Source organism: Pseudomonas sp. GNP012, from assembly GCF_054343835.1.
In genome coordinates this window covers 663,648-688,572 of record NZ_JBTGUU010000001.1, presented here as the reverse complement: position 1 = coordinate 688,572, position 24,925 = coordinate 663,648, and the positions used below count along the sequence as shown (strand labels likewise).

Genomic DNA, 24,925 nt, shown 5'->3' with positions numbered 1-24,925 from the left:
CTAAACATGTGGGAGCGGGCTTGCCCGCGAAAGGGATCAGGCAGTCACCACAGAACCTTCAGGCTCACCCACCGCCACCAACCCGTCCTTCATCCGCTTGGCATCGCGCACAAAACACCGCGAAGCCAGGAACAGAAACACCACGGTAAGCAACAGCGCCACCGGAATCAGGTACATCGCGTCATGCAGGCCAACCGCCTTGAACGCTTCGGTCATCTGCTCGGCGCCAGCGGCGAGCATTGCCGTGTGGGCGAAGTGATCGGACAAGGCCCCGACCACCATCGGCCCCAGGCCACCGCCCAACAGGTACAGCCCGGCAAAGAACAGCGCCATGGCCGTCGCCCGCAAGCGCGGTTCGACCACGTCCTGAATCGCCGTGTACACGCAGGTGTAGAAGTTGTAGGCGAACAGCCAACCGACACTGAATACGGCGACGAACACACCGATCTCGATTCGCCCGGAATGCAGCGCCCACGCGGTGCAGACCGTCGAAATCACCAGGCTGAAGGCGGCAAACAATAGCCGCCCGTTAGCGACCCGCTGGTGAATCTTGTCCGCGATCCAGCCACCGAGGGTCAGGCCGACCAAGCCGGTCACGCCGACAATAACCCCGGTCGCCACTGCGGCTTCCTGCAACGGCATGAGGAAGTAGCGTTGCAGCATCGGCACCAGAAACGAATTACAGGCATAGGTGGCGAAGTTGAAACAGAGGCCCGCCATCACCAGCCACAGGAAGGTTGGTACGGCCAGGACCCGACGGATCGGTCGATCAATCTTTTCCTGCGAAACCTGAACGCTCTCGGCGGCGCCGCGTTTCGGTTCCCTGATGAAAAACATGAAAATCGCCAGGACCAGCCCGGGCACCGCCGCAATAAAGAATGGCGCGCGCCAGCTATCGAAGGCCTTGACCATCGCGCCGATGGTGAAGAACGCCAGCAACAGCCCCAACGGCAGCCCCAGCATGAAGATGCCCATGGCCCGTGCCCGGCGGTGAGCCGGAAACAAATCGCCGATCAACGAGTTGGCGGCTGGCGCGTAGCTGGCCTCGCCGATGCCGACGCCCATGCGCACGATCAGGAAGCTCCAGAAACTGCCCACCATGCCGTTGACGGCCGTCAACCCGCTCCACACCGCGAGTCCCCAGCCCATCAGCTTGCTGCGCGAGCCGGTATCGGCCATGCGCCCCAGTGGCAAGCCGGCAATGGCGTAGACGATGGTGAATGCCGTACCGATGATCCCCAACTGGAAATCACTGAGGTGCCATTCCATGCGAATGGGCTCGATGATGATAGCCGGGATGGTGCGGTCGAAAAAATTGAACAGGTTGGCCAGGAACAACAGGAACAGGATGCGCCAGGCATTGGCCGCTTGGGTCGAGTTCTGCATGGGTCCGTCTCTTTTATTGTTTTTGGGGTGTCACTGCCCCCGGACTTTGCAATCTAGACAGGCTGGCCGCACCTGTCTTTCATTATTCGCCAGGCTGATACCTGCCCATGGGACGCAACCCGTAGGAACTTTCGCAGGGCGGGTATTTCGCAGCTCGTCCGGTCGATGAAAAATACCTCTTGCCCCCCCTTCCCAAGCCGTTGCCGAAGCCTAGAATAGCGGCCTTGATTCCCCCCTGTGTCTCCACTCCTCCTCACGATAATCGCCCATGTCCGAAGCCAGTCCGTGTCTGAATTGCGGTGCCTGCTGTTCTCATTTTCGCGTGTCATTTTTCTGGGGTGAGTGCGCCTCCTCCGGGGGGACGGTACCCGATGAGCTTGTCGAGCAGATCAGCCCCAGCCGGGTTGCGATGATCGGCACCGGCTGCAAACCCGTGCGCTGCACCAGCCTGGTCGGAGACGTGGGCAGTACGGTGCAGTGCTCGATTTACGAAAAACGCTCCAGTACCTGCCGGGAGTTCGACGCTTCATGGGTCGATGGTCAGGCCAATCCCGATTGCGACGCGGCCCGTGCCGCATTCGGCTTGCCGGCCCTGCAACCGGTGTTCGAGACACCTCAGAAGCAAATGGCCTGAGTAATAGCACCAATTGCTATTAGGTTAATGTCAAAATATTTGGCACCAATGTGCCACTACCGCTTGCGCTCCATCCATGCCCTCTATACTCCATGACATTCGCTGGCGCTCTTGCTCCGGCCTGAAGGATAAAGATGGGGCATGCTATGGAGTGGCTTGGTCTGCATTTCATTACCGAGCTACCAGAGAGTGGGCAGGTCATACTCAATTGCACACATGACCCCTTTTTGGTGCTGCTGGCTTATCTGGTCGCCTGTGTCGGCTGTTTCGCGACACTGGACATGGCCGAACGGGTAGCCCACGCTGAAAAAACCGCGTCCAAAACGCGCTGGCGCTGGGTGGGCAGCGGCTGCCTGGCGGGTGGTATCTGGGCCATGCACTTCGTCGCAATGCTGGCATTCAAGGCGCCTGTCGACCTTCACTACCAACTGCCCGTCACGGTGTTCTCGCTAACCATCGCGCTGCTTGCCGCGTGGCTGGCCATGCATACCCTAAGCCTTCCCCAGCTGAGTTTTCGACAGTGCCTCAAGGCATCGATCGGGATCGGCCTGGGTATCGCGACCATGCATTACGTGGGCATGACGGCGATGCACTCCAGCGCCACCGTCTATTACCATCCTGGTCTGTTCGCCCTTTCCATCGCGATCGCGATCGGCGCCGCGCTGGCAGCCCTGTTGCTGGCCTGGTATCTGCGCGATGGCGCTGGCATGCTGCATCAACTCTTCAAATACTGCGCCAGCCTGCTGCTCGGGGCTGGCATCCTGAGCATGCACCTCACGGCCATGGCCGCTTTCAATCTGGTGTTGCCCAGCGACAGCCTGCCAGTGCAAACCGGTGAACACAGCCATCTGCAACTGGCGCTGACCGTGACAGTCATGGCCCTGCTGATCATCGGAAGCAGCATCAGCGCGGCACTGGCGGACAAGAAACTGCAACACAAGGACCACGACCTGCAGCGGGTCAACTCCCTGCTCAGCCAACTGGACCAGGCGCGCATGTCGCTGCAGCAGGTGGCGCACTACGACGCGTTGACCAACCTGATCAACCGTCGCGGGTTCAATCAGATCTTCGCCGAAAAACTCATCGAGAAAACCAACGAGGGCGGGATGTTGGCAGTCCTGTTCCTGGACATCGACCATTTCAAGCGGATCAACGACAGCCTTGGCCACGATGCCGGAGACGAACTGCTCAAAGTGCTTGCCGCGCACATCAAGAGCTCGGTTCGCAGTCACGAGGATGTGGTCGCACGCTTCGGCGGCGACGAGTTCTGCCTGCTCATCGACCTGCATGATCGTGACGAAGCGCGACAGTTGGCCCAACGCATCATGCTGAAAATGAAGGAGCCCATCGAACTGGCCGGCAGGCGCATGGTGATGACCACCAGCATCGGTATCAGCCTGTTTCCTGAAGACGGCAAGACATGTGAGGAACTGTTGAAGAACGCCGACCTCGCGCTGTATCAGTCCAAGGGCAGCGGCCGCAACGGGTTGAATTTTTTCAGTGCCAACCTGAAAACCCGCGCAACGCTTGAGCTGCAACTGGAAGAGGAGTTGCGCCACGCGTTGCGTGAAGACACCGGCCTGATGCTCTATTACCAGCCGATCTATGACCTCAAGACTGGTCAGGTCAGCAAGCTCGAAGCCTTGATCCGCTGGCAACACCCGGTCCACGGTTTCCTCGTGCCGGATCGTTTTATCGCCATCGCCGAGGCCAACGGCCTGATCGCCGAGCTGGATAACTGGGTGCTGCGCAAAGCCTGCGAGGATCTGGGCGAGCTGTCGCGCCAAGGCTGTGAAGACCTCAAGATCGCCGTGAATTGTTCGCCCCTGAACCTGGCGCGCGAAGAACTGGCCGATGAGATCGAGTACGCGTTGCGGGCCGCCGGTGTCGAGCCCCATCGGCTGGAGCTGGAAGTCACGGAAAACGCCTTGATGGGCAATATCGCCAACACACTGGTGTTGCTGCGGCAGATACGCGCCCTCGGCGTATCGCTGTCTATCGATGACTTCGGCACCGGCTATTCATCCCTGGCCTACCTCAAGCGCCTACCGCTCAACACCCTGAAAATCGACCGTTCCTTCATCCAGGACATTCCCAAAGCGACCCAGGACATGGAAATTGTCCAGGCCATTATCGTCATGGCCCATACCCTGCAACTGCAAGTGGTCACCGAAGGGGTCGAAACCTTCGAGCAATACCAGTTCCTGGAAGACCATGGCTGTGACTTCGTTCAGGGCTATTTGCTCAGTCGGCCGGTACCGCTGACCGAGTTACTCCCGGTGCTCAACGAAATCAACCAGCGCAAGCACGCCTATACGGTCACGGCGCTGGGTCTGGCTCACGGTACATCTGCACTAATGTAGACGGATCTTTTTCAAGGAAACCCTGACTCCCGTGCAGGCGCATCAACTGCGCGGCCAGACCGCTGATCGGTGTCGCCGAGCCCTGCTCACGGGAAAACTTTACCGCGGCATCCAGATCCTTGAGCAAGGTGCGCACGTGCCACTTGACCGGTTCGAAACGGTTTTCAGCCATCTGCGGGGCCAGGAACTGCAAGGGTTTGGAATCGGCAAAACCGCCAGCCAGCGCTTCGGCGATCAGGCTTGCGTCAACCCCGGAACGCTCCGCCAGCGCGACCACTTCGGCGATCACCAATGCATTGCAGGCGACGATCATCTGATTGCACGCCTTGGTCACCTGCCCTGCCCCGATACCGCCCATGTGTGTCACACGTTGCCCCAGGTTCAACAAGACAGGCCGGACCCGTTCCAGATCCTGCGCGTCACCGCCGACCATGATCGCCAGGCTTGCAGCTTCTGCGCCGACCACGCCACCGGACACCGGTGTATCGAGCCAGCCCATGCCGGTTCTAACGGCGAGGTCTGCGGCCATCTCCCGCGTGGCGTTAGGCTCCAGGCTGGAAAAGTCCACCAGCAGCTGGCCTTTTTTTGCCCCCTCGACAATGCCTGCCGGGCCAAACACTACCTCGCGAACGACCGCCGTATCCGCCAGGCACAACATCACCACGTCAGCGTGCTGGCACAGTTCGGCCGGGCTGGCGACCTGGCGTGCGCCAGCCTCGACCAGTGGTTTGCACTTGTCCGGATTACGATTCCATACCGCCAGCGGATAACCCGCGGCCAGCAGTCGCCGGCACATCGGCAACCCCATCAGGCCGATCCCGGCAAACCCCAGCGAAGGTAGCGTTGACATCATTTAGCCTCCTTTTGATTAAAGATCGCCAAATACTGGCCGATTCATCATGACTTGGGAAAGGATTCCCCCCGAGCAATGCTCAAGCCAATGACCAAGGCATGGTCCAGGTACGCGCTGAAAAAAGACGCGATTCTATTCCGTGACGGTTCGACGACAGTCAGTCGGCCAACCAATCAGCCCAGGTAGATGGCGAACAATGACTTCTAAAAACAACCCGGCCACTGCGATAACCGATCTGACGCTGAGCCCCGCGGCCAACAGCCCGTCATCACCGAAGCCATTGATTCAATCCCGCCCGTTGGCGACCCAGCAATACCTCTACTTCACCGAAACCAACACCGACCGCATCCTCGACAACCTCGACGGCCTGCGCGACATGGTGTTCCCGCGCCCACCGCATCTGGAAGGCGACAGCGAGCAGCACAGCGACCAGGAATTCCCCTCGGTGTGCCTGATCGGCCTGGGCCGCTGCGGTTCGAACATTGCGCTGGACGTGGCAGAACTGGTGTACAACGCCCGCAAGTTCTACCTCAACGAATTCAACAACGAAGATCGCCTGTCACCGGACAAGCGTTTTGCCGAAAAGGGCTACAGCCCGGCCCAGTGGATCCGCAACAACCTGCGCCTGGGTCAGAACAAGAACACCAAACCGGTGTTTCTGGTCGAGCCGCTGGTGATGCTTGGCGACCTGGACAAAGACATCGCCGGACGCATCCGCTTCTCGCGCAAGGGCGAAAAAAGCGGTTTCCTGCGCGACTACAGCAAGATGAAAATCATGGACCTGTCGGAAGTCCACGCCGGTGGCGCCGGTAACGCGCCGATCCTGGGCCAGTACCTGGCCAAGATCATCCTGAACAAGGACACCCAGCGTTTCTCCAGCCCTGACTGGAAAATGATTCACTCGTACCTGATCGACAGCTGCGGCATCAAGGCCAACCAGTCGCGCCTGTATTTCTCAATCTTCAGTGCCGGCGGCGGTACCGGCTCCGGCATGGCCTCGGAATTCGGCCTGGCCCAGCAGCACTCGTACATGAACAAGACGTTCGACACCAAACCGATGGACGAGCACGACAGCAAGAGCGGCCACTCCTTCGTCTTCGAACCGATCTTCACCAGCGGCATCTGTGTACTGCCGAACATCTCCGACCACCGCAGTGAAATGTCCGAGGCGCTGCACATCAACGCCGGGCGCCTGCTGTGCAAATACCTGTCGGAAGAGTGGGACTTCTCCTACAACTTCGCCAACGAAGACAGCAGCGAAGCCAGCGTCATGGGTCGCATCCGCCCATGGAACGCGATGATGCTGATTTCCAACGACATCATGCGTTACGCCGAAGAGAACGATGACGGCAATATCCAGAACATTGATGTCAATGCCATGGAAAAGCACGCCAACCAGTACATCTCGCAGCAGATATTCAACATTCTGACGGCTCAGGCGGTCACCACCGACTACGACCAGAACTATTTCCGTCGGGCCGGCATCGACATCGGCGAAACCATTCGCCTGGACGCCAACGACCTGTTCATGAGCCTGGCCGGCCCGGTGGCGATTGCCTATGCCGAGTCCGTGGTGCCGGAAACCCCGCCGCCAAGCAGCGACAAGTTCAAGGTGTTCGAGAAAGAGCCGCAGCGCCTGAACATCGACGACCTGTTCTTCCGTTCGATCGACCTGCCGCACTTCAACAAGGTCACCCAGGCCATCGAAGGCATCAGCCTGTTGCCGATCGAGTCCAAGCGCTATCGCGCGTCTCTGGAGCAGTACAAGAACTCGGGTTACGACGCGGCGGCCCTGCACGACCTGCACTTCTTCAAGAATTGCTCGTCGGTGGTGTCGATCGTTTCCTTGCCGAAGGACTACAAGCTGTCCTACATGGACCTGAACCGGTTGAAGACCCACCTCAACAGCCTGTTCCCCAACACCACGCTCAAGCGCTACGCGCTGGTGATCGGTGCCTCGGCCAACCTGTCCCTGACCACCCTGATCGCCAAGAGCCCGTGCCTGTCGGACGATTTCCTGACGTTGATCGTGGCCTTCATCAAGCGCTGCTTTGCGAAGAATCCGTACCGCTTCGACGAGACTCTGGATAACTCGATCCTGGACTTCATCATCAACGAACAGTTCGATGAAGACCGGATCGACGAGTTGCTCAACGAATTCGAGAATCCGGCGAAGATCCTCGATACCAACTGGTACGCGATCAAGCCGATGTACGAGAAGAAGTACCGTGAACTGATCAACGACAAGGACAAGTTCGTTTCGATCAACGACATCCGCCTGTCCCGGGACTGCGTGAAGAAATCGATCAAGTACCTGCGCGAGATCTATCGTCACCGGATCGGCAAGACCAAGGTTATTTCGCTGAATAACCATACGGGCAAGACTGCTTACTAAGCGTCGTCCCCATTCGCGAGCAAGCCCGCTCCCACATTCGACTGCATTCCTTCTGGAAGAACACAATTAAATGTGGGAGCGGGCTTGCTCGCGAAGGCGGCCTTGAATTCACCGCAAATCAACATCCAGAAACAATTGAGCAGCCGTTCAGTTGTCTTCTCAACTGTTCCCGTTACGTTTACGTCACCGTGAGGCTGTGGCCTTTCTCTACGGCAACATGCCATCACGCTACTCGGCTACACACTTTCCTGTCTGAAAGGAGCGCACCAGGCCGGTGCAATCTTTTAAACCTGCGCCCTTTCCTGGATCAGAATCCACGGTGAAACAACCACGGCCCACAACTGCGGATCACGTTCAAAAAGATCCAGCGCCCGCGTTTCAGACAGCTTGGCGACCTTGTCTTCGGCCAGCCAGGCAGCCACTTTCTCACCTTCATCACTCGCTACGGCCTCTGCCGCGGCGATCAAATCCAGGCTCGGGTCGACCCACAATAGGGCACCCTTGGCAAAGAACGGCTCCAACTCTTTCCAGGTAATAGATGCGGTTTCACCAAGCAGCTTGGCATAGAGGGTGCTAGGTTCTTGATTCATGGGACTGTCCGAAAAAGAAATCGACGCAGATGATAACGTCGGTGGACTGGCAGAAAAACCCGGATGCAATTGAGTGACCGAAATGAAAAGCGCAGGAAAGCCAGGGAATGCAGTGAATCCGGCTATAAGCCCCTCAACGCCCCGCCGCAATTCTGTCTTTTTCTTTCAATAAAGCGACACTTGCAGGTTTTGCCCCTCGGCGCTGCCTTCCCAGGCTGACAATCGGCGCTCTACACTGTACCGGTACAGTTGCCGAGGGGCTTTTCCGGGGAATGTCGTAGATATCTGACCCGGTTCTGCTGCTTTCGGCGCCAGGACTATAAAAACTACAACAGTAAGAGTGGAGCACTATGACTAAGGCTACTAAGCAGATTTCCAAACTGTTTGCCGCTATGGTTCTGGCCGGGGTTGCCAGCCATTCGTTCGCAGCTGACACCATCAAGATCGGCATCGCCGGCCCTAAAACCGGTCCTGTAGCCCAATACGGCGACATGCAGTTCAGTGGCGCCAAAATGGCCATCGAGCAGATCAACGCCAAGGGCGGCGTAGACGGCAAGAAACTCGAAGCCGTTGAATACGATGACGCCTGTGATCCAAAACAAGCCGTGGCGGTCGCGAACAAAGTCGTCAACGACGGCGTCAAGTTCGTGGTTGGTCACCTGTGCTCCAGCTCCACTCAACCGGCTTCGGACATCTACGAAGACGAAGGCGTGATCATGATCACCCCGGCTGCCACCAGCCCGGACATCACCGCCCGTGGTTACAAAATGGTCTTCCGTACCATCGGTCTGGACAGCGCCCAGGGCCCTGCCGCCGGTAACTACATCGCCGACTTCGTCAAACCGAAAATCGTTGCTGTCCTGCACGACAAACAGCAGTACGGTGAAGGCATCGCCAGCGCAGTGAAGAAAACCCTGGAAGGCAAAGGCGTCAAGGTTGCCGTGTTCGAAGGCGTCAACGCCGGCGACAAAGACTTCTCCTCGATGATCGCCAAGCTCAAGCAAGCCAATGTCGACTTCGTCTACTACGGCGGCTACCACCCTGAGCTGGGTCTGATCCTGCGTCAATCTCAGGAAAAAGGCCTGAAAGCCAAGTTCATGGGTCCGGAAGGCGTGGGTAACGACTCCATTTCGCAGATCGCCAAGGACGCTTCCGAAGGCCTGCTGGTGACCCTGCCGAAATCCTTCGACCAGGATCCGGCCAACGTTGCCCTGGCTGATGCGTTCAAAGCCAAGAAAGAAGACCCGAGCGGTCCATTCGTGTTCCCGGCCTACTCGGCTGTGACCGTGATTGCCGATGGTATCAAGGCTGCCAAGTCCGAAGACTCCGCCAAAGTGGCTGAAGCCATCCACGCCGGCACCTTCAAGACCCCGACCGGCGACCTGAGCTTCGATGAGAAAGGTGACCTGAAGGACTTCAAATTTGTGGTTTACGAGTGGCACTTCGGCAAACCAAAAACTGAAGCCAAGCCTCAGTAAGGCGTTGCCTGACTGACTGCCAATAAAGCCCACGGCGTGCCGTGGGCTTTGTTTTACGAACGTACTTGGGCCGCGCTGGCGTGATCCGCCAGTCTCCCCACCTGAAAATCTCAAAACCGTCATCAGCGGTTCGCTGGCAAACCCCGAATTCGAAGTGGATGCAGATCCACGGGGCTCGGGCGGGAAAATGACTCCACCAGTGAAATGCGTATCAGGTTTTTAGGAGCGCTGTAATGCCTGACATCTATCACTTTTTCCAACAGCTGGTTAATGGCATGACCATTGGCAGCACGTATGCCCTGATCGCCATCGGCTATACGATGGTCTACGGCATCATTGGAATGATCAACTTCGCCCACGGCGAGGTGTACATGATCGGCTCCTACGTGGCGTTCATCGCCATCGCCGGGCTGGCCATGCTGGGACTCGACAGCGTTCCGCTGTTGATGACCGCCGCTTTCCTTGCAACTATCGTTGTCACCAGTGCCTATGGCTACAGCATCGAACGGATCGCTTACCGCCCCTTGCGCGGCAGCAACCGTCTGATCCCGCTGATCTCCGCCATCGGCATGTCGATCTTCCTGCAGAACACCGTTCTGCTGGCGCAAGACTCCAAGGACAAATCCATTCCCAACCTGATTCCGGGCAATATTGCCTTTGGCCCAGGTGGCGCACATGAAGTGCTGATTTCCTACATGCAAATCGTGGTGTTCGTGGTGACCCTGGTCGCCATGCTCGGCCTGACGCTGTTCATCTCCCGCTCTCGCCTGGGCCGCGCCTGCCGTGCCTGCGCCGAAGACATCAAGATGGCCAACCTGCTGGGTATCAACACCAACAACATCATCGCCCTGACCTTCGTCATCGGTGCCGCGCTGGCGGCCATCGCGGCCGTGCTGCTGAGCATGCAATATGGCGTGATCAACCCGAACGCCGGTTTCCTGGTCGGCCTCAAGGCCTTCACCGCAGCGGTACTGGGCGGTATCGGCAGCATTCCGGGTGCCATGCTCGGCGGGCTCGTATTGGGTGTGGCGGAAGCCTTTGGTGCCGATATCTTCGGCGACCAGTACAAGGACGTCGTGGCGTTCGGCCTGCTGGTTCTGGTGCTGTTGTTCCGGCCAACCGGCCTGCTGGGCCGTCCGGAGGTTGAGAAGGTATGACTAGGAATCTTAAACAGGCGCTGTTCAGCGCCTTGCTGGTGTGGGCCGTGGCCTACCCGGTACTCGGTCTGAAGCTGACCATCGTCGGCATCAACCTCGAAGTTCATGGCACCAGCGACGCCACCCTGATCACCATCGCCGTGTGTTCGGTGCTGATGTTCCTGCGTGTGCTGTTCGACCAGCAGATCAGCTCGGCCTGGCGTTCGTCGCCAGGCATGCCGCTGATTCCAGCCAAGGCCAGTAACTTCCTGACCCTGCCGACCACGCAACGCTGGATCATCATCGCGTTGATCGCCGGTGCCCTGGTCTGGCCGTTCTTCGGCTCCCGCGGTGCGGTGGATATCGCGACCCTGGTGCTGATCTACGTGATGCTCGGCCTCGGCCTGAACATCGTGGTCGGCCTGGCCGGCCTGCTCGACCTCGGTTACGTCGGTTTCTATGCCGTCGGCGCCTACAGCTACGCGCTGTTGTCGCACTACTACGGTCTGAGCTTTTGGATCTGCCTGCCGATTGCCGGCCTGATGGCGGCCACTTTCGGCTTCCTGCTGGGCTTCCCGGTGTTGCGTCTGCGCGGTGACTATCTGGCGATCGTGACCTTGGGCTTCGGTGAAATCATCCGTCTGTTCCTGCGCAACCTGACCGACATCACTGGCGGTCCTAACGGCATCAGCAACATCGAGAAACCGACGTTCTTCGGCCTGACCTTCGAACGTAAGGCCGCGGAAGGCCTGCAAACCTTCCATGAGTACTTCGGCCTGGAATACAACTCGATCAACAAGGTGATTTTCCTTTACCTCGTTGCCCTGTTCCTGGCGCTGGCTGCGCTGTTTGTCATCAACCGTTTGCTGCGCATGCCGCTGGGCCGTGCCTGGGAAGCGTTGCGTGAAGACGAAATCGCCTGCCGTGCGCTGGGCCTGAACCCGACCATCATCAAGTTGTCGGCCTTCACCCTGGGTGCGAGCTTCGCCGGTTTCGCCGGCAGCTTCTTCGCCGCTCGCCAGGGCCTGGTGACGCCTGAGTCCTTCACCTTCATCGAGTCGGCGATCATCCTCGCCATCGTGGTGCTCGGTGGCATGGGCTCGCAGTTGGGCGTGATCCTGGCTGCCGTGGTGATGATCCTGTTGCCGGAAATGATGCGTGAGTTCAGTGAGTACCGCATGTTGATGTTCGGTGCCTTGATGGTACTGATGATGATCTGGCGCCCTCAGGGTCTGCTGCCCATGCAACGTCCTCACATGGAGCTGCGCAAATGAGCCGCGAGATCCTTAAAGTAGAAAACCTGAGCATGCGCTTCGGCGGCTTGCTGGCGGTCAATGGCGTGGCCTTGAGCGTGAAAGAGAAACAAGTGGTGGCATTGATCGGCCCTAACGGCGCCGGCAAGACCACCGTGTTCAACTGCCTGACCGGCTTCTACAAGCCAAGCGGCGGCAGCATCCTGCTGGACGGCGAGCCGATCGAAGGCCTGCCGGGTCACAAGATCGCCCTCAAAGGCGTAGTGCGGACCTTCCAGAACGTACGGTTGTTCAAGGACATGACCGCGGTCGAGAACCTCTTGATCGCCCAGCATCGCCACCTGAACACCAACTTCCTGTCCGGCCTGTTCAAGACCCCGTCGTTCCGCAAGAGCGAGCGCGAGGCCATGGAGTACGCCGAATACTGGCTGGACAAGGTCAATCTGCGTGAGTTCGCCAACCGTCCGGCCGGCACCCTGGCCTACGGTCAGCAACGTCGCCTGGAAATCGCCCGCTGCATGATGACCCGTCCGCGGATTCTCATGCTCGACGAACCGGCCGCCGGCCTGAACCCGAAGGAAACCGAAGACCTCAAGGCGCTGATCAGTGTGCTGCGTGAAGAGCACAACGTTACCGTGCTGCTGATCGAACACGATATGAAACTGGTCATGAGCATTTCCGACCACATCGTCGTGATCAACCAGGGCACGCCCCTGGCCAACGGCACGCCGGAACAGATCCGCGACAATCCTGAAGTGATCAAAGCCTACCTGGGGGAAGCGTAAATGCTGCAGTTCGAAAACGTTTCCACCTTCTACGGCAAGATCCAGGCCCTGCACAGCGTCAACGTCGAAGTCCGTCAGGGCGAGATCGTGACCCTGATCGGCGCCAACGGTGCCGGCAAGTCCACGCTGCTGATGACGCTTTGCGGTTCGCCGCGGGCCCACAGCGGCAGCATCCGCTACATGGGTGAGGAACTGGTCGGCCAGGACTCCTCACAGATCATGCGCAAGAGCATTGCCGTGGTGCCGGAAGGTCGTCGGGTATTTTCCCGGCTGACCGTGGAAGAAAACCTGTCGATGGGCGGTTTCTTCACCGCCAAGGGCGACTATCAGGAACAGATGGACAAGGTCCTCGGACTTTTCCCACGCCTGAAAGAGCGTTTCAACCAGCGTGGCGGCACCATGTCCGGCGGCGAACAGCAAATGCTCGCCATCGGCCGTGCACTGATGAGCAAGCCCAAGCTGTTGCTGCTCGACGAGCCGTCGCTGGGTCTGGCGCCGATCATCATCCAGCAGATCTTCGACATCATCGAACAGCTGCGCAAGGACGGTGTGACGGTGTTCCTGGTCGAGCAAAACGCCAACCAGGCACTGAAAATCGCTGACCGCGCCTACGTTCTGGAGAACGGCCGGGTAGTGATGCAAGGCACTGGTGAAGCGCTGCTGACCGATCCGAAAGTGCGCGAAGCGTACCTCGGTGGTTGAGCCTTTGCGGTAAACAAAAACGGCCTTTGCGGGCCGTTTTTTTATGGTCACCACAACCCCAACAGCAATGGAAATCCAATGTGGGAGCGAGCCTGCTCGCGAAGAACTGGAGGGCGTAGCGTTCATTCAGTCAGCCCTCGTCATCGTTAACGTTCATCGCGAGCAGGCTCGCTCCCACAGGAGGTGCGTGTGAAGATTTATAGTCTGTCCAGCACCTCCCCACTACGCTTGAACCAGCCAATCAAATAATCCGCCAGCACCTGCGTACGCTTGGGCAAACCGCCCTGATACGGATGCACCAGGTACATCGGCATGCTGCGGGTCTGATAGTCGCGCAGCAGCCATCGCAAACGCCCGTCCGCCAGCTCCGCTGGCAAACAGTAGGAGGGCAGGCGCGCAACACCGGCGCCAACCAGTGCGGCTTTCTTCAACAGGTTGTAGTGGTTGCTGGCGAACGGCCCCGACACCCGCACCCGCAACAACTCATGCTGCTGGTGATACAGCCATTCTTCGCGGCCGCTGTAATGACTGTTGAGCAGGCAGCGATGTTCGGCCAGCGCCTGGGGTGTTTGCGGTTCACCGTATTGCTCCAGATAAGCCGGGCTGGCACAGGTCAGTTCCTGCCACGCCAGCAACGGGCGCGCGACCAGTCTCTGGTCAAGGGCCACGTCAGAGCGAATCGCCAGGTCGAATCCGTCCCGGGACAATTCGCGGTAGCTGTTGTTGAGCTCCAGCTCAATCTGCACTTGGGGATACTGGGTCGAGAACTCCAGCAACAGACCATCGAAGAAGGTTTCCCCGAGCGACACCGGCACCGTCATCCGCACCGGGCCGGCCATGTCGTCCTTCAGTCGCGCCAAGGCCTGGCGCGCCCGCTCGACTTGCACCACCAGCGCCTGGGCCTGGGGCAACAACGCAGCGCCAGCGGCGGTCAGGCTCAAGCGGCGAGTGGTACGTTGCAACAGCACCACGGAAAACTGCGCTTCCAGCTGGCTGATGCGCTTGGACAGCTGGCCTTTGCTGCAACCGAGCTGCTGCGCCGCCAGGGTGAAACTTCCCGCTTCGATCAATACGGCGAACGCGGCCAGGTCATCCATCTCGCTCATGGATTGTTTCCATTTAAAAACCAAAGGTTGCCTATTAGCTCGCTTATCTACGAAAAAAACCACCCTAAACTGATACCTCGTTCACCCCATACGAGGATCAGCCCCATGAAAATTCTTTTGATCGGCGCAAACGGCACCATCGGTTCGGCAGTCGACAAGGAACTGTCGCAGCGCCACGAAATCATCCGGATTGGCCGCAACAGCGGCGATTTTCAGGTGGACATCAGTGACAGCGCTTCGATTCGCAAATTGTTCGAGCAGACAGGCAAGTTTGATGCGCTGATCTGCGCCGCGGGCAACGTGACCTTCGCACCGCTCAACGAGATGACCGAAGAAAGCTTTGTCCTGGGCCTGAAAGACAAGCTCATGGGCCAGGTCAATTTGCTGTTGATCGGGCGCGACTTCGCCAATGACGGTGCGTCGTTCACCTTCACTACCGGCGTACTCAGCCACGACCCGATTCGCAGTGGCGCCTCGGCGTCGCTGGTCAACGGTGCACTGGACAGCTTCGTTCGCGCCGCCGCCATAGAACTGCCGCGGGGCCTGCGGGTGAACTCGATCAGCCCCAACGTCCTCGTCGAAGCCATGGGCAAATACGCACCGTACTTCCGTGGCTTCAAGCCGGTGCCTGCACTAGATGTGGCCTTGGCCTACGCCAAAAGCGTAGAAGGCCTGCAAACGGGTCAGACCTTTCACGTAGGCTGAGTCGGTTCAAGCTCAATCAACCAACGTGGGCAATAGGTCTTTGGCGATGGCTTTCGGGATGGACACCTGGAACTGCGAGCCCAAGGCCGATTGCACCGTCGCCGTAGAAATCTTCCAGCCATTGATCGACAGCGTCAATTTCTGGCCTATCGACTCACGGGTAATGCGATGCATACGCTCAGCTGCCTCAGGACTGAGCGTGACATTCATCTCCAGCACCGAATGAAGTCTGTCGTGGTCCTTCAACAGCAACTCCATCCGGGTGAAGTCGGTTGCCGAAGACAAATTGATCTCGGCAGCGTGACTGCCCGTGGCTCCCGTCATCACCAGCAGAAACAACCCGATCTTCCAGCCCATTGCCTGTTTCATATCCGCTTCCTGCAAAAAAACGGCAGCTTACCTTTGGCATCCTGACACTCGGCATCGGAATAATTCACAAGATGTTGCCGCAAATCGCCCTTCCCTTTGCCAGAGCCCCACTCCAGCCTTGTGATGAACGGTCAGCCTGAGTAACGTGGCAGCACTTGTCAGGAGACCCCAAGATGCGTGTTGCCCGTTCCTTAGTCCTCGTTGCCCTGCTTCCGCTGTTCGCCGCTTGCCAGTTGTTCGAGGGTGAGCGGCAGAACGCCTCCCACGTCGGCCAGACACGCATGCAAGGCCAGTTGACTGCAGCGGACGGCAAACTGCTGTTCCAGCCGTGCAACCAGACAGCCCGCTACGTGGTCAACGACACCGGCGGTACCAGCGTCCTGCAGCAGGCCGCCAGCCTGGCGGACAAGCAAGGAAAATTGTTTGCCGACGTGCGCGGGCGGGTTGTGGCCGGCAGCGGTGGTGACGGCCAGCTCGATCTGGAGCAGTTGTACCGCGTCGAGCGCTCGAGCAACGCGTGTGAGGATGCGAATTTCAAGCTGCTGATCCTGCGCGCCGCCGGCCATACCCCGGAGTGGAGCGTGAAAGTCAGCGGCAAAGGCATGGTCCTCGACCGGGCCGGCCAGCCACCCTTGGCCGTGCCTTACGTCGAAGAGCAACTGGGCGATGGTCGTTTCAACCTCAGCACCGAAGCCAACAACCAGCGCATCGAACTGTGGGTTGCACCGCAACGCTGCGTCGACAGCAGCACCGCCAGCATCCAGCACATGAGCGCCGAGTTGCGCATCGACGGTCAGGTACAGCGCGGCTGCGGGTATTTCGGCGGATCGCGCGACGACTGATCGTTTAAGCCTCACGGGCCTGCGCCTTTGAGGCTTATAATCGCGGGTTTCAAACGCCCTGGCGCAGTTGTGCGCCCCGCGAACCGGATCCCGCCATGTTACGAATCACCGAACTCAAGTTGCCGATCGACCATCCCGATGAAGACCTGCGCCCTGCCATCGTGCAGCGCCTGGGGCTTGCCAGCGATGACCTGCTCGACTTCACCTTGTTCAAGCGCAGCTACGATGCGCGTAAAAAGTCCTCCGAGCTGTGCTTCATCTACACCATCGACCTTGAAGTTCGCGACGAGGCAGCGGTGCTGCACAAGTTCGCCGATGACCGTAATGTCAACGTGGCGCCGGATGTCAGCTATAAAATGGTTGGCCAGGCACCGGTCGACCTGAGCGCACGTCCGATCGTCGTCGGCTTCGGTCCGTGCGGGATTTTCGCCGGGCTGCTGCTGGCGCAAATGGGCTTCAAGCCGATCATCCTCGAACGCGGCACCGAAGTCCGCCAACGCACCAAGGACACCTGGGGCCTGTGGCGCAAAAGCGTGCTCAACCCGGAATCCAACGTGCAATTCGGCGAAGGCGGCGCGGGGACATTCTCCGACGGCAAGCTCTACAGCCAGATCAAGGATCCCAAGTTCCTTGGTCGCAAGGTCCTGCACGAGTTCGTCAAGGCCGGCGCACCGGAAGAAATCCTCTACGTCAGCAAGCCGCACATCGGTACGTTCCGCCTGACCGGCGTGGTGGAAAACATGCGTGAGCAGATTCGTGCACTGGGTGGTGAAGTGCGCTTCCAGCAGCGTGTCACCGACGTGCTGATCGAAGACGGCCAACTGGTCGGCGTCGAGCTCAATGGCGGCGAACAGATCCATTCGAAACATATGATCCTGGCCCTCGGCCACAGTGCCCGCGATACCTTCCGCATGCTCCACGGCCGTGGCGTGTACATGGAGGCCAAGCCTTTCTCGGTGGGTTTCCGTATCGAGCACCCACAGTCGCTGATCGACCGCGCGCGGTTGGGCAAGTACGCCGGGCACCCGAAACTCGGCGCCGCCGACTACAAACTGGTGCACCACGCCAAGAACGGCCGCTCGGTCTACAGCTTCTGCATGTGCCCGGGTGGTACCGTGGTGGCAGCGACGTCCGAGCCGAACCGCGTGGTCACCAATGGCATGAGCCAGTACTCGCGTAACGAGCGCAATGCCAACTCCGGGATCGTTGTCGGCATCACGCCGGAAGTCGATTATCCGGGCGGCCCGCTGGCCGGTATCGAACTGCAGGAACGCCTGGAATCCCACGCCTTTGTGCTGGGCGGCAGCAACTACGAAGCCCCGGCGCAACTGGTCGGCGATTTTATCGCGGGCAAACCGTCCACCGAATTGGGCAGCGTCGAGCCATCCTACAAGCCAGGCGTTGCCCTGGGTGATCTGGCGCTGGCACTGCCGGCGTTCGCCATCGAAGCGATTCGCGAAGCCTTGCCGGCGTTCGAGAAGCAGATTCGTGGCTACTCGCTGCACGACGCGGTGTTGACCGGCATCGAGACCCGCACCTCCTCGCCGCTGCGTATTACCCGCAATGAGTCGATGCAGAGCCTGAACGTGAAAGGCTTGTTCCCGGCCGGTGAAGGTGCCGGTTATGCGGGCGGGATTCTGTCGGCGGGTGTGGACGGGATTCGGATTGCAGAAGCAGTGGCCCGGGATATCCTCGGTCTCGACGCCTGATACCAGCCTGATGTGGGAGCGGGCTTGCTCGCGAAGGCGGTTTCACATCCAACATGTGTGTTGGCTGATCCACCGCTTTGGCAAGCAAGCCCGCTCCCACATTTGATCTTCTGTGTGTCAGATATTGGCGCGCAGAACCGAGTCCGGCAGCGGCTCACCCCGCTCCACCGTCGCCGCGACCGCAGCCATCAAACCACTCAACTCATACCCCTGGGCCTTGAGCCACTGCGGATCGTAATAGGTCGTGGCGTAGCGTTCGCCGCTGTCACACAGAATCGCCACCATCGACCCCGTCTCCCCTGACGCTTTCATGTGCTGAGCGGCCATCAGGGCGCCGATCAGGTTGGTCCCGCTGGACCCGCCCACATGGCGTCCCAGGCGTTCCGCCAGGTAATGCATGGCCGCCAGTGACAGGGCATCCGGCACCTTGACCATGGCGTCGATCACCTTGGGCAGAAACGACGCCTCCACTCGCGGCCGGCCAATGCCCTCGATGCGCGAACCGTGGTCCAGTCGCAGGCTGGCATCGCCAGTCTGGTAGTAATCGAAGAACACCGAACGCTCGGCATCGGCACACAGCACGCGAGTGCAATGCTGGCGATAACGCACGTATCGGCCCAGTGTGGCCGTGGTGCCTCCGGTACCGGGGCTGGAAATCAGCCAGCTCGGCTCGGGATGCTGCTCGAATCGCATCTGCTGAAAAATCGACTCGGCAATATTGTTGTTCGCTCGCCAGTCGGTGGCGCGCTCGGCGTAGGTGAACTGATCGATGAAGTGCCCGTCGTGCTCACGAGCCAGACGCTCGGACTCGGCGTAGATCTGGGTCGGGTCGTCGACCAGATGACTTTGGCCACCGTAGAAGGCGATCTGCGCAATCTTTTCCTTTGAGGTAGTCGCCGGCATCACCGCAATGAACGGCAAGCCCAGCATGCGCGCAAAGTACGCTTCGGAAATTGCCGTGGAACCGCTGGAAGCTTCAATGACCGGCGCACCGGGTTTGAGCCAGCCGTTACACAGCGCATACAGGAACAGCGATCGGGCCAGGCGGTGCTTGAGGCTGCCCGTGGGGTGGCTGGATTCATCCTTGAAATACAACTCGATGCCCGGAAAACCCGGGAGCGGCAAGGGGATCAAGTGGGTGTCGGCGCTGCGCTGATAATCAGCTTCGATGATCCGGATCGCCTCGCGGGACCACTGTCGGTTGTCGCTCATGATGGTTTTCTCGTTGAATCGGGCAAGAGTTGGCCTTTGTACAAGGCCCATCCAGCCAGCTTAGGAAAAATCCTGCATCCGGCACAGGTACAGCTGCGATCCAATACGTCCGACAACTGCTAGGCTCAGCTCGCTGGCGTCGGATCACTCTGTAACGGGATATAACAAAAAAGAATATAACTTTTGTTTTAACAACTAACAGTACTTGTTAGGGTGTAACACCTTTTGAATTCACAGATGGAGAGCGACCTTGCCTCTGCGTAGCACTTTCACGCGTTTCTTTCAGTTGGAAGCTGCCAGCGGTCTGTTACTGATCGCCGCTGCCGTTCTGGCTCTGATCATCAACAACTCACCGCTGTCGTGGCTGTACAACGGCCTGCTGGACACTCCGGTGGTGGCCCAGGTCGGCGCGCTGAAAATCGCCAAGCCGTTGCTGCTATGGATCAACGACGGCCTGATGGCCCTGTTCTTCCTGCTGATCGGCCTGGAAGTGAAGCGCGAAGTCCTCGACGGCCAGTTGTCCAAACCGTCGCAAATCGTCCTGCCTGGTGCGGCGGCCATTGGCGGCATGGTGGTGCCGGCGCTGATCTACTGGTACCTCAACCGCGACACGCCAGCGGCCCTCAACGGCTGGGCAATCCCGACCGCGACCGACATTGCCTTCGCCCTTGGCGTGCTGGCGTTGCTTGGCAAACGGGTTCCGGTTTCGCTGAAACTGTTCCTGATGACCCTGGCGATCATCGACGACCTCGGCGCGATCATCATCATTGCGATCTTCTATTCCGGTGCGCTGTCGACCCTCTCCCTGGCGCTGGCGGCAGCCTGTATCGCGGCGCTGATCGGGATGAACCGGCTTGGCGTAGTCAAGCTCGGGCCGTACATGATCATCGGCCTGATCCTCTGGGTCTGCGTGCTCAAGAGCGGTGTCCACGCCACGCTGGCCGGCGTAACCCTGGCTTTCTGCATTCCGCTGCGCACAAAAAATGCCGAACCTTCGCCACTGCTGGCCCTGGAACACGCCCTGCACCCGTGGGTCGCCTACGGCATCCTGCCGCTGTTCGCCTTCGCCAACGCCGGCCTTTCCCTGAGCGGCGTCACCGTCGAAAGTTTCACTCATCACGTTCCCATGGGTATCGCCATCGGGCTGTTGCTGGGCAAGGCTGTCGGTGTCTTCGGCCTGACCTGGCTGGCCGTGAAAACCGGTATCGCCGCCCTGCCCCAAGGCGCCAATTGGGGCCAGATATTGGGCGTAGCGATTCTCTGCGGTATCGGTTTCACCATGAGTCTGTTTGTCGGCTCACTGGCCTTTGAACCGGGTGTAAGCGATTTCGCCGGAATGGATCGCATGGGAATCCTGACCGGTTCGATTCTCGCCGCGCTGATCGGTTATGGGGTAACCGCGATGGCGAGTCGCAAGAGCTCTGGCCTGGCCTCCTGATAAACCGCGAAAACAAAAAACCCGATCAGTCACCTGATCGGGTTTTTGTTTATCCGGTGTTTGCGCTTAGTGCGAAACGCGGCTGGTGCCATTCACACTGGCGATGCGAACACGCTCGCCAACACGGAACACTTCGTTCGGCTGAACTTCCTGAACGTAGGCGCGCATGCTGCCATCGTCTTCGCGCACAGTGATTTCCACGCCCTGGGTGCGGGTCATACCCTCTTCTGCGGCCGAACCGATCAGGCCGCCAGCGACTGCACCGATGACCGCAGCAACGATACTGCCTTTGCCGCCACCGATGGCGCTGCCGCCAACGCCGCCAACCACTGCGCCTGCAGCGCCGCCGATCGGGGTTTTGGTGCCTTCGATTTTCACCGGACGCAATGCTTCGATGGTACCCATGCGAACGGTCTGCACGCGACGCGCCTCGTCACGGGAGTAGGAGTCACCGGTCAGGCTCGATTGGCAACCAGTGAGCAACATCGCCATCGTGGAAAAGGAAGCAACCAGCAGAACAGACTTACGCATAGCATCAACTCCAAAGAAACAGATGTTCATTAAACTCCGCAGCTTGACGCTTGTCACGGCACCGCTCGGGTAAAATTGCTTTGATTCAGGCTCCGTTAAGGCGCCTCCACGAACTCACACAGTAACGGCAAAATCGGAAAGCCGCCCACGGGCCAAGGATTTTCATGGACTACTTTATCATCGTCGTCACGACGGTTGCCGGTTTGTACTTCCACTGGTGGCTGTACGTACGGATCAAACGCTGGATGGACCGCGACCTGGCGCTAGCGCTGGCGGGCAAGGACGAGCAGAAAAAAGCCTTCATGCTCGAACAGTTGGCGAGTGCCCAGGCGCAGAAGATCAAGCGTCGAGACCTGCCCAAGTGGCTGGAGGCCGCTGCGGCAGGCTATCCCGATCGGTAGACTGCTCAGGGTGCCAGGCGTTCAAGAATCCAGTCGGCGCCCTGCTGGCGGTAATTGAGGCGGTCGTGCAGGCGGCTTGGGCGGCCCTGCCAGAACTCGATGCGCTCCGGCAACAGGCGATAACCGCCCCAGTGTTCCGGGCAATGCGGCTGGGTGTCGCTGAAACGTTGCGCGGTGTCCTTGAGCAGCGCTTCGAGCTCGCCACGATCGGCGATCACGCGGCTTTGCGGCGATGCCCAGGCTCCCAGGCGACTGCCCAGAGGACGGACCTGATAATAGGCATCGGACTCCTCAGGCGTCACCTTCACCACCCGCCCTTCGATGCGCACCTGACGCTCCAGCGCCGGCCAGAAAAACGTCATGGCCGCGAACGGATTCGCGGCCAGATGCTGGCCCTTGGCGCTTTCGTAGTTGGTGAAGAAGGTGAAACCCAGTTCGTCCAGCCCCTTGAGCAACAGAATGCGACAGTGCGGTCGACCGTCCTGGTCGACGGTGGCCAGGGACATGGCGTTGGCCTCCACCGGCGCCTGTTCGGTTTTCACCGCGTCGGCGAACCAATGGTGGAACAACGCAAACGGCTCGGCCGGGGCTTGCGCCTCGGTCAGGCCATCACGGGTGTAGTCACGACGCATATCAGCCAGGCCCTGGGTCATGGCGCATTCCTTTTGGTTAACGGATCACTGCTTTGCAGTATCAGTGGCGACGACTTTCTTGTCAGCCGTGGAGGCTTTGGCTGGCGTGGTTTTCTTCGCCGGCGTTGCGGTTTTCGCAGGTGCTTTCTTGGCCGCCGTTTTTTTCGCCGGGGCTTTTTTCGTCGCTGGAACAGCAGCCTTTTTAGTCGCCGGGGCCGGTGTCACAGGCTTGGCGACCGGCTTGACGTCAGCGGCTGCAACCATGTTCACAGGGGCTGGGGCCGGCATGTTGTACTTGCTCAGCAGCGCGACCATGGTGTTTTGCGGGGTCACCAGCAGTTCCACACGGCGGTTCAACGCACGGCCTTGCGCACTGTCGTTGGCGGCACGCGGCGCATCACCGCCCAGGCCACGCAGCATCAGGCGATCACGCTGCAAACCACTGAGACGGAAAATCGCCGCAACGGACTGGGCACGCTCCTGGCTCAGCTTGACGTTGGCAGGCGCCGCGCCCGACGTATCGCTGTGGCCGAGGATCAAGACAGCGGTCTTTGGATCGGCTTCAAGGATCTTGGCAACGCGGGTAAACGGACCGAGCGTGACCGGCAGCAGCATGGCCGGGCGGTCAGGGTTGAACGAGCCCTCGACCGGCGCCGTCACCACCAGCACGTTTTCGCGGCGCTCGAGTTGCAGGTTGCTGTCCTTGACCGCCTCGCGCAGACGCGGTTCGTAGTCGTCAAGCCAGGCCTGGGTGACTTTCGGGTCGGGCATCGGCACGACCTTCGAGGCGCTCTGCTCGTTACCGCCGAACGGCCACCACCACTTGCTGCCATTCTCGGTTTCGGCCTTGGCCTTGGCCACCGCCACGGGTTTGACTTCAGGTTTTACCTCCGGCTTGACCACAGGCTTGCCGGCGCTTTCGTCAGAACCGAACGGCCAGTACCAGTGGCTGCCGCTTTCAGTCTTGGCGACAGGTGCCGTCGCGTCTTTCTGTGGAGTCTGTGCGCAACCGGTAATGGCGAAGCACAGGGCCAAGGCGAGGGTTTTATTGGATGACATTGGATATCCACAAGAATGAAGTCAAAAAAATCAGGCCACGTCGGCCCGCACAAACTGATGTTTTGAAACTGAAAAGGCTATAGGGTTCCAGCCTTGGTGACCGATAGCCGCCTTTACAGACAGGTGGCCAGGACCCGCACCAGCTTTTGCGCGCGCGGGTCCATCAAGACGTAGGGGCCCAGGGTATTTGTCACAAATCCGAAGGCTACATCGTGCTCCGGGTCGGCAAAGCCGATGGAGCCGCCGGCACCCGGATGACCAAACGCCCGCGGGCCAAGGCCGAAGGTGGCATTGGCAACGTCCGGTTGATCGAGCATGCAACCCAGGCCAAAACGGGTCCGGGTCAGTAAAGTCTTGTCCTCGCCGAGGCTGTGCTCACGAGTCAACTCATCGAGCATTTCGCTTTCCAGCAGGCTGCCGTCGAGCAGACCAGCGTAGAAACCGGCCAGGCTACGGGCATTGCCATGGCCATTGGCGGCCGGCTGCTGCATGCGTCGCCACTCGGGCTTGTTGGTGCTGGTCATGATCGACGGCGGGTTGGTGAACGCCCGGGTCGTCATGGCCGTTGGCTCACGCATGGTCACTTGCAGCAGGCGCTGGGCGGCGGCATCGCCGACATTGCCCTTGCCCCGCGCAATATGGGCCACGCGATAGAACTCTTCGTCGGCCAGCCCCACATGGAAGTCCAGGCCCAACGGTTTGGCGACCCGCGCGACAATGGATTCCCCTGGCCCACGACCGTCGGCACGGCGCAGCAATTCGCCGATCAGCCAGCCATAAGTGATCGCCGCATACCCGTGGCCTTCGCCCGGCGTCCACCACGGCGTTTCGGCGGCCAGGGCGTCGACCATGGTTTGCCAGTCGTAGAGGGCTTCGGGGGCCAGCAGCTCGCGCAATGCCGGAAGGCCGGCTTGATGGCAGAGCAGTTGACGCAAGGTGACGGACGCTTTGCCGGCAGCGGCAAATTCTGGCCAGTAGCGCGCCACCGGCGCATCCAGTTGCAGCTTGCCTTCGGCCACCAGTTGCAGCGCGGTGACGGCGGTAAAGGTCTTGGTGCAGGAGAACAGGTTGGCGATGGTGTCGCTGTGCCAGGCCTCGGCCCCGTCCTTGTCGGCGGTGCCGGCCCACAGATCAAGGACGGTTTCGCCACCAATCTGAATGCACAATGCTGCGCCACGCTCCTGGGGATCGTCGAACAGCGCTGCGAAAGCCTCTCGCACCGCTTCGAACTTAAGCTCGTAATGACCCTGAATCTGCACCCGCAACTCCCCCCGGATTAACGCTCTACAAAGTGGCGGGCATTGTTCCAGCCCTTGAGGGTTTTGGGAACAGGGTTGGGCCGGACG

At 59.7% G+C, this 24,925-nt stretch carries 23 protein-coding genes; 13 read left to right on the top strand and 10 right to left on the bottom strand.

The window, feature by feature from the left end:
* Positions 1 to 36: 36 nt before the first annotated feature.
* Complete coding sequence (locus ACXX83_RS03005; protein ID WP_217837416.1) at positions 37 to 1,386, bottom strand: spinster family MFS transporter; 1,350 nt, start codon at positions 1,384 to 1,386, stop codon at positions 37 to 39.
* A 268-nt stretch (positions 1,387 to 1,654) separates the two neighbouring features.
* Here ACXX83_RS03005 and ACXX83_RS03000 point away from each other — a divergent pair, with 268 nt between their 5' ends.
* Positions 1,655 to 2,020, top strand: coding sequence for a YkgJ family cysteine cluster protein (locus ACXX83_RS03000; protein WP_217837415.1), 366 nt, complete (start codon positions 1,655 to 1,657; stop codon positions 2,018 to 2,020).
* 146 nt (positions 2,021 to 2,166) lie between these two features.
* The gene (locus ACXX83_RS02995; RefSeq protein ID WP_217837414.1) at positions 2,167 to 4,383 is read left to right on the top strand and encodes a putative bifunctional diguanylate cyclase/phosphodiesterase; all 2,217 of its coding nucleotides are present in this window, start codon (positions 2,167 to 2,169) and stop codon (positions 4,381 to 4,383) included.
* Here the strand turns inward: ACXX83_RS02995 and ACXX83_RS02990 are convergent.
* Positions 4,340 to 5,236 (bottom strand): NAD(P)-dependent oxidoreductase, encoded by an 897-nt coding sequence (locus tag ACXX83_RS02990; protein ID WP_217837413.1) that lies wholly within the window; start codon positions 5,234 to 5,236, stop codon positions 4,340 to 4,342. The genes ACXX83_RS02995 and ACXX83_RS02990 overlap by 44 nt on opposite strands.
* 196 nt (positions 5,237 to 5,432) lie before the next feature.
* On the opposite strand from ACXX83_RS02990, the gene ACXX83_RS02985 reads away from it, so the two are divergent.
* Positions 5,433 to 7,631 (top strand): hypothetical protein, encoded by a 2,199-nt coding sequence (locus ACXX83_RS02985; protein WP_126049744.1) that lies wholly within the window; start codon positions 5,433 to 5,435, stop codon positions 7,629 to 7,631.
* Positions 7,632 to 7,915: 284 nt separating this feature from the next.
* Here the strand turns inward: ACXX83_RS02985 and ACXX83_RS02980 are convergent, their stop codons facing one another.
* On the bottom strand, positions 7,916 to 8,221 hold the full coding sequence (locus ACXX83_RS02980) for a DUF2288 domain-containing protein (RefSeq protein ID WP_217837412.1): 306 nt from the start codon (positions 8,219 to 8,221) through the stop codon (positions 7,916 to 7,918).
* A 350-nt stretch (positions 8,222 to 8,571) separates the two neighbouring features.
* Between ACXX83_RS02980 and ACXX83_RS02975 the strand changes: the two genes are divergently transcribed.
* The 5 genes from ACXX83_RS02975 to ACXX83_RS02955 all read left to right on the top strand — a co-directional run bounded on the left by ACXX83_RS02975 (position 8,572) and on the right by ACXX83_RS02955 (position 13,575).
* Complete coding sequence (locus ACXX83_RS02975; protein ID WP_015093836.1) at positions 8,572 to 9,699, top strand: branched-chain amino acid ABC transporter substrate-binding protein; 1,128 nt, start codon at positions 8,572 to 8,574, stop codon at positions 9,697 to 9,699.
* Positions 9,700 to 9,932: 233 nt separating this feature from the next.
* Complete coding sequence (gene livH / locus ACXX83_RS02970; protein ID WP_007976647.1) at positions 9,933 to 10,856, top strand: high-affinity branched-chain amino acid ABC transporter permease LivH; 924 nt, start codon at positions 9,933 to 9,935, stop codon at positions 10,854 to 10,856.
* Positions 10,853 to 12,109, top strand: a complete 1,257-nt coding sequence (locus ACXX83_RS02965) for a high-affinity branched-chain amino acid ABC transporter permease LivM (RefSeq protein WP_126049740.1) — start codon at positions 10,853 to 10,855, stop codon at positions 12,107 to 12,109. The genes livH and ACXX83_RS02965 overlap by 4 nt, the downstream gene beginning before the upstream one ends.
* A complete protein-coding gene (gene livG / locus ACXX83_RS02960; protein ID WP_007976644.1) occupies positions 12,106 to 12,873 on the top strand; it encodes a high-affinity branched-chain amino acid ABC transporter ATP-binding protein LivG in 768 nt (255 codons plus the stop codon). Before ACXX83_RS02965 ends, livG begins: the two co-directional genes overlap by 4 nt.
* Positions 12,874 to 13,575: an ABC transporter ATP-binding protein gene (locus ACXX83_RS02955; RefSeq protein ID WP_015093834.1), complete on the top strand. Its 702-nt coding sequence runs from the start codon at positions 12,874 to 12,876 to the stop codon at positions 13,573 to 13,575.
* Positions 13,576 to 13,772: 197 nt separating this feature from the next.
* On the opposite strand, the gene ACXX83_RS02950 is transcribed toward ACXX83_RS02955, so the two are convergent.
* Positions 13,773 to 14,681 (bottom strand): LysR family transcriptional regulator, encoded by a 909-nt coding sequence (locus ACXX83_RS02950; RefSeq protein WP_458547517.1) that lies wholly within the window; start codon positions 14,679 to 14,681, stop codon positions 13,773 to 13,775.
* A 105-nt stretch (positions 14,682 to 14,786) separates the two neighbouring features.
* On the opposite strand from ACXX83_RS02950, the gene ACXX83_RS02945 reads away from it, so the two are divergent.
* A complete protein-coding gene (locus tag ACXX83_RS02945) occupies positions 14,787 to 15,386 on the top strand; it encodes a short chain dehydrogenase (protein WP_458547516.1) in 600 nt (199 codons plus the stop codon).
* Between the two features lie 12 nt (positions 15,387 to 15,398).
* Here ACXX83_RS02945 and ACXX83_RS02940 read toward each other — a convergent pair whose 3' ends face one another.
* On the bottom strand, positions 15,399 to 15,755 hold the full coding sequence (locus ACXX83_RS02940; protein ID WP_095965093.1) for a SecDF P1 head subdomain-containing protein: 357 nt from the start codon (positions 15,753 to 15,755) through the stop codon (positions 15,399 to 15,401).
* A 173-nt stretch (positions 15,756 to 15,928) separates the two neighbouring features.
* Here ACXX83_RS02940 and ACXX83_RS02935 point away from each other — a divergent pair, with 173 nt between their 5' ends.
* Together ACXX83_RS02935 and ACXX83_RS02930 are read left to right on the top strand one after the other, a co-directional pair.
* Entirely contained in the window at positions 15,929 to 16,597 is a 669-nt protein-coding gene (locus tag ACXX83_RS02935; RefSeq protein WP_458547515.1) for a COG3650 family protein, read from the top strand.
* A 95-nt stretch (positions 16,598 to 16,692) separates the two neighbouring features.
* Entirely contained in the window at positions 16,693 to 18,306 is a 1,614-nt protein-coding gene (locus tag ACXX83_RS02930) for an NAD(P)/FAD-dependent oxidoreductase (protein ID WP_458547514.1), read from the top strand.
* A 117-nt stretch (positions 18,307 to 18,423) separates the two neighbouring features.
* Here the strand turns inward: ACXX83_RS02930 and ACXX83_RS02925 are convergent, their stop codons facing one another.
* Positions 18,424 to 19,521, bottom strand: coding sequence for a PLP-dependent cysteine synthase family protein (locus tag ACXX83_RS02925; RefSeq protein ID WP_458550154.1), 1,098 nt, complete (start codon positions 19,519 to 19,521; stop codon positions 18,424 to 18,426).
* 247 nt (positions 19,522 to 19,768) lie between these two features.
* Here ACXX83_RS02925 and nhaA point away from each other — a divergent pair, with 247 nt between their 5' ends.
* Positions 19,769 to 20,956 carry a Na+/H+ antiporter NhaA gene (nhaA, locus tag ACXX83_RS02920; protein WP_217837407.1) on the top strand — a complete coding sequence of 396 codons (1,188 nt, stop codon included), beginning with the start codon at positions 19,769 to 19,771 and terminating at the stop codon, positions 20,954 to 20,956.
* A gap of 66 nt (positions 20,957 to 21,022) precedes the next feature.
* Here the strand turns inward: nhaA and ACXX83_RS02915 are convergent, their stop codons facing one another.
* Positions 21,023 to 21,487 carry an outer membrane lipoprotein gene (locus tag ACXX83_RS02915; RefSeq protein WP_007971612.1) on the bottom strand — a complete coding sequence of 155 codons (465 nt, stop codon included), beginning with the start codon at positions 21,485 to 21,487 and terminating at the stop codon, positions 21,023 to 21,025.
* Positions 21,488 to 21,651: 164 nt separating this feature from the next.
* On the opposite strand from ACXX83_RS02915, the gene ACXX83_RS02910 reads away from it, so the two are divergent.
* Complete coding sequence (locus ACXX83_RS02910; RefSeq protein ID WP_217837406.1) at positions 21,652 to 21,888, top strand: hypothetical protein; 237 nt, start codon at positions 21,652 to 21,654, stop codon at positions 21,886 to 21,888.
* A 5-nt stretch (positions 21,889 to 21,893) separates the two neighbouring features.
* Here the strand turns inward: ACXX83_RS02910 and pdxH are convergent, their stop codons facing one another.
* The 3 genes from pdxH to ACXX83_RS02895 form a co-directional block, all read right to left on the bottom strand.
* Positions 21,894 to 22,541: a pyridoxamine 5'-phosphate oxidase gene (pdxH, locus tag ACXX83_RS02905; protein WP_458547512.1), complete on the bottom strand. Its 648-nt coding sequence runs from the start codon at positions 22,539 to 22,541 to the stop codon at positions 21,894 to 21,896.
* Between the two features lie 24 nt (positions 22,542 to 22,565).
* Entirely contained in the window at positions 22,566 to 23,579 is a 1,014-nt protein-coding gene (locus ACXX83_RS02900; RefSeq protein WP_217837404.1) for an OmpA family protein, read from the bottom strand.
* A 113-nt stretch (positions 23,580 to 23,692) separates the two neighbouring features.
* Positions 23,693 to 24,838 (bottom strand): serine hydrolase domain-containing protein, encoded by a 1,146-nt coding sequence (locus ACXX83_RS02895; protein ID WP_015093823.1) that lies wholly within the window; start codon positions 24,836 to 24,838, stop codon positions 23,693 to 23,695.
* Positions 24,839 to 24,925 lie beyond the last annotated feature (87 nt).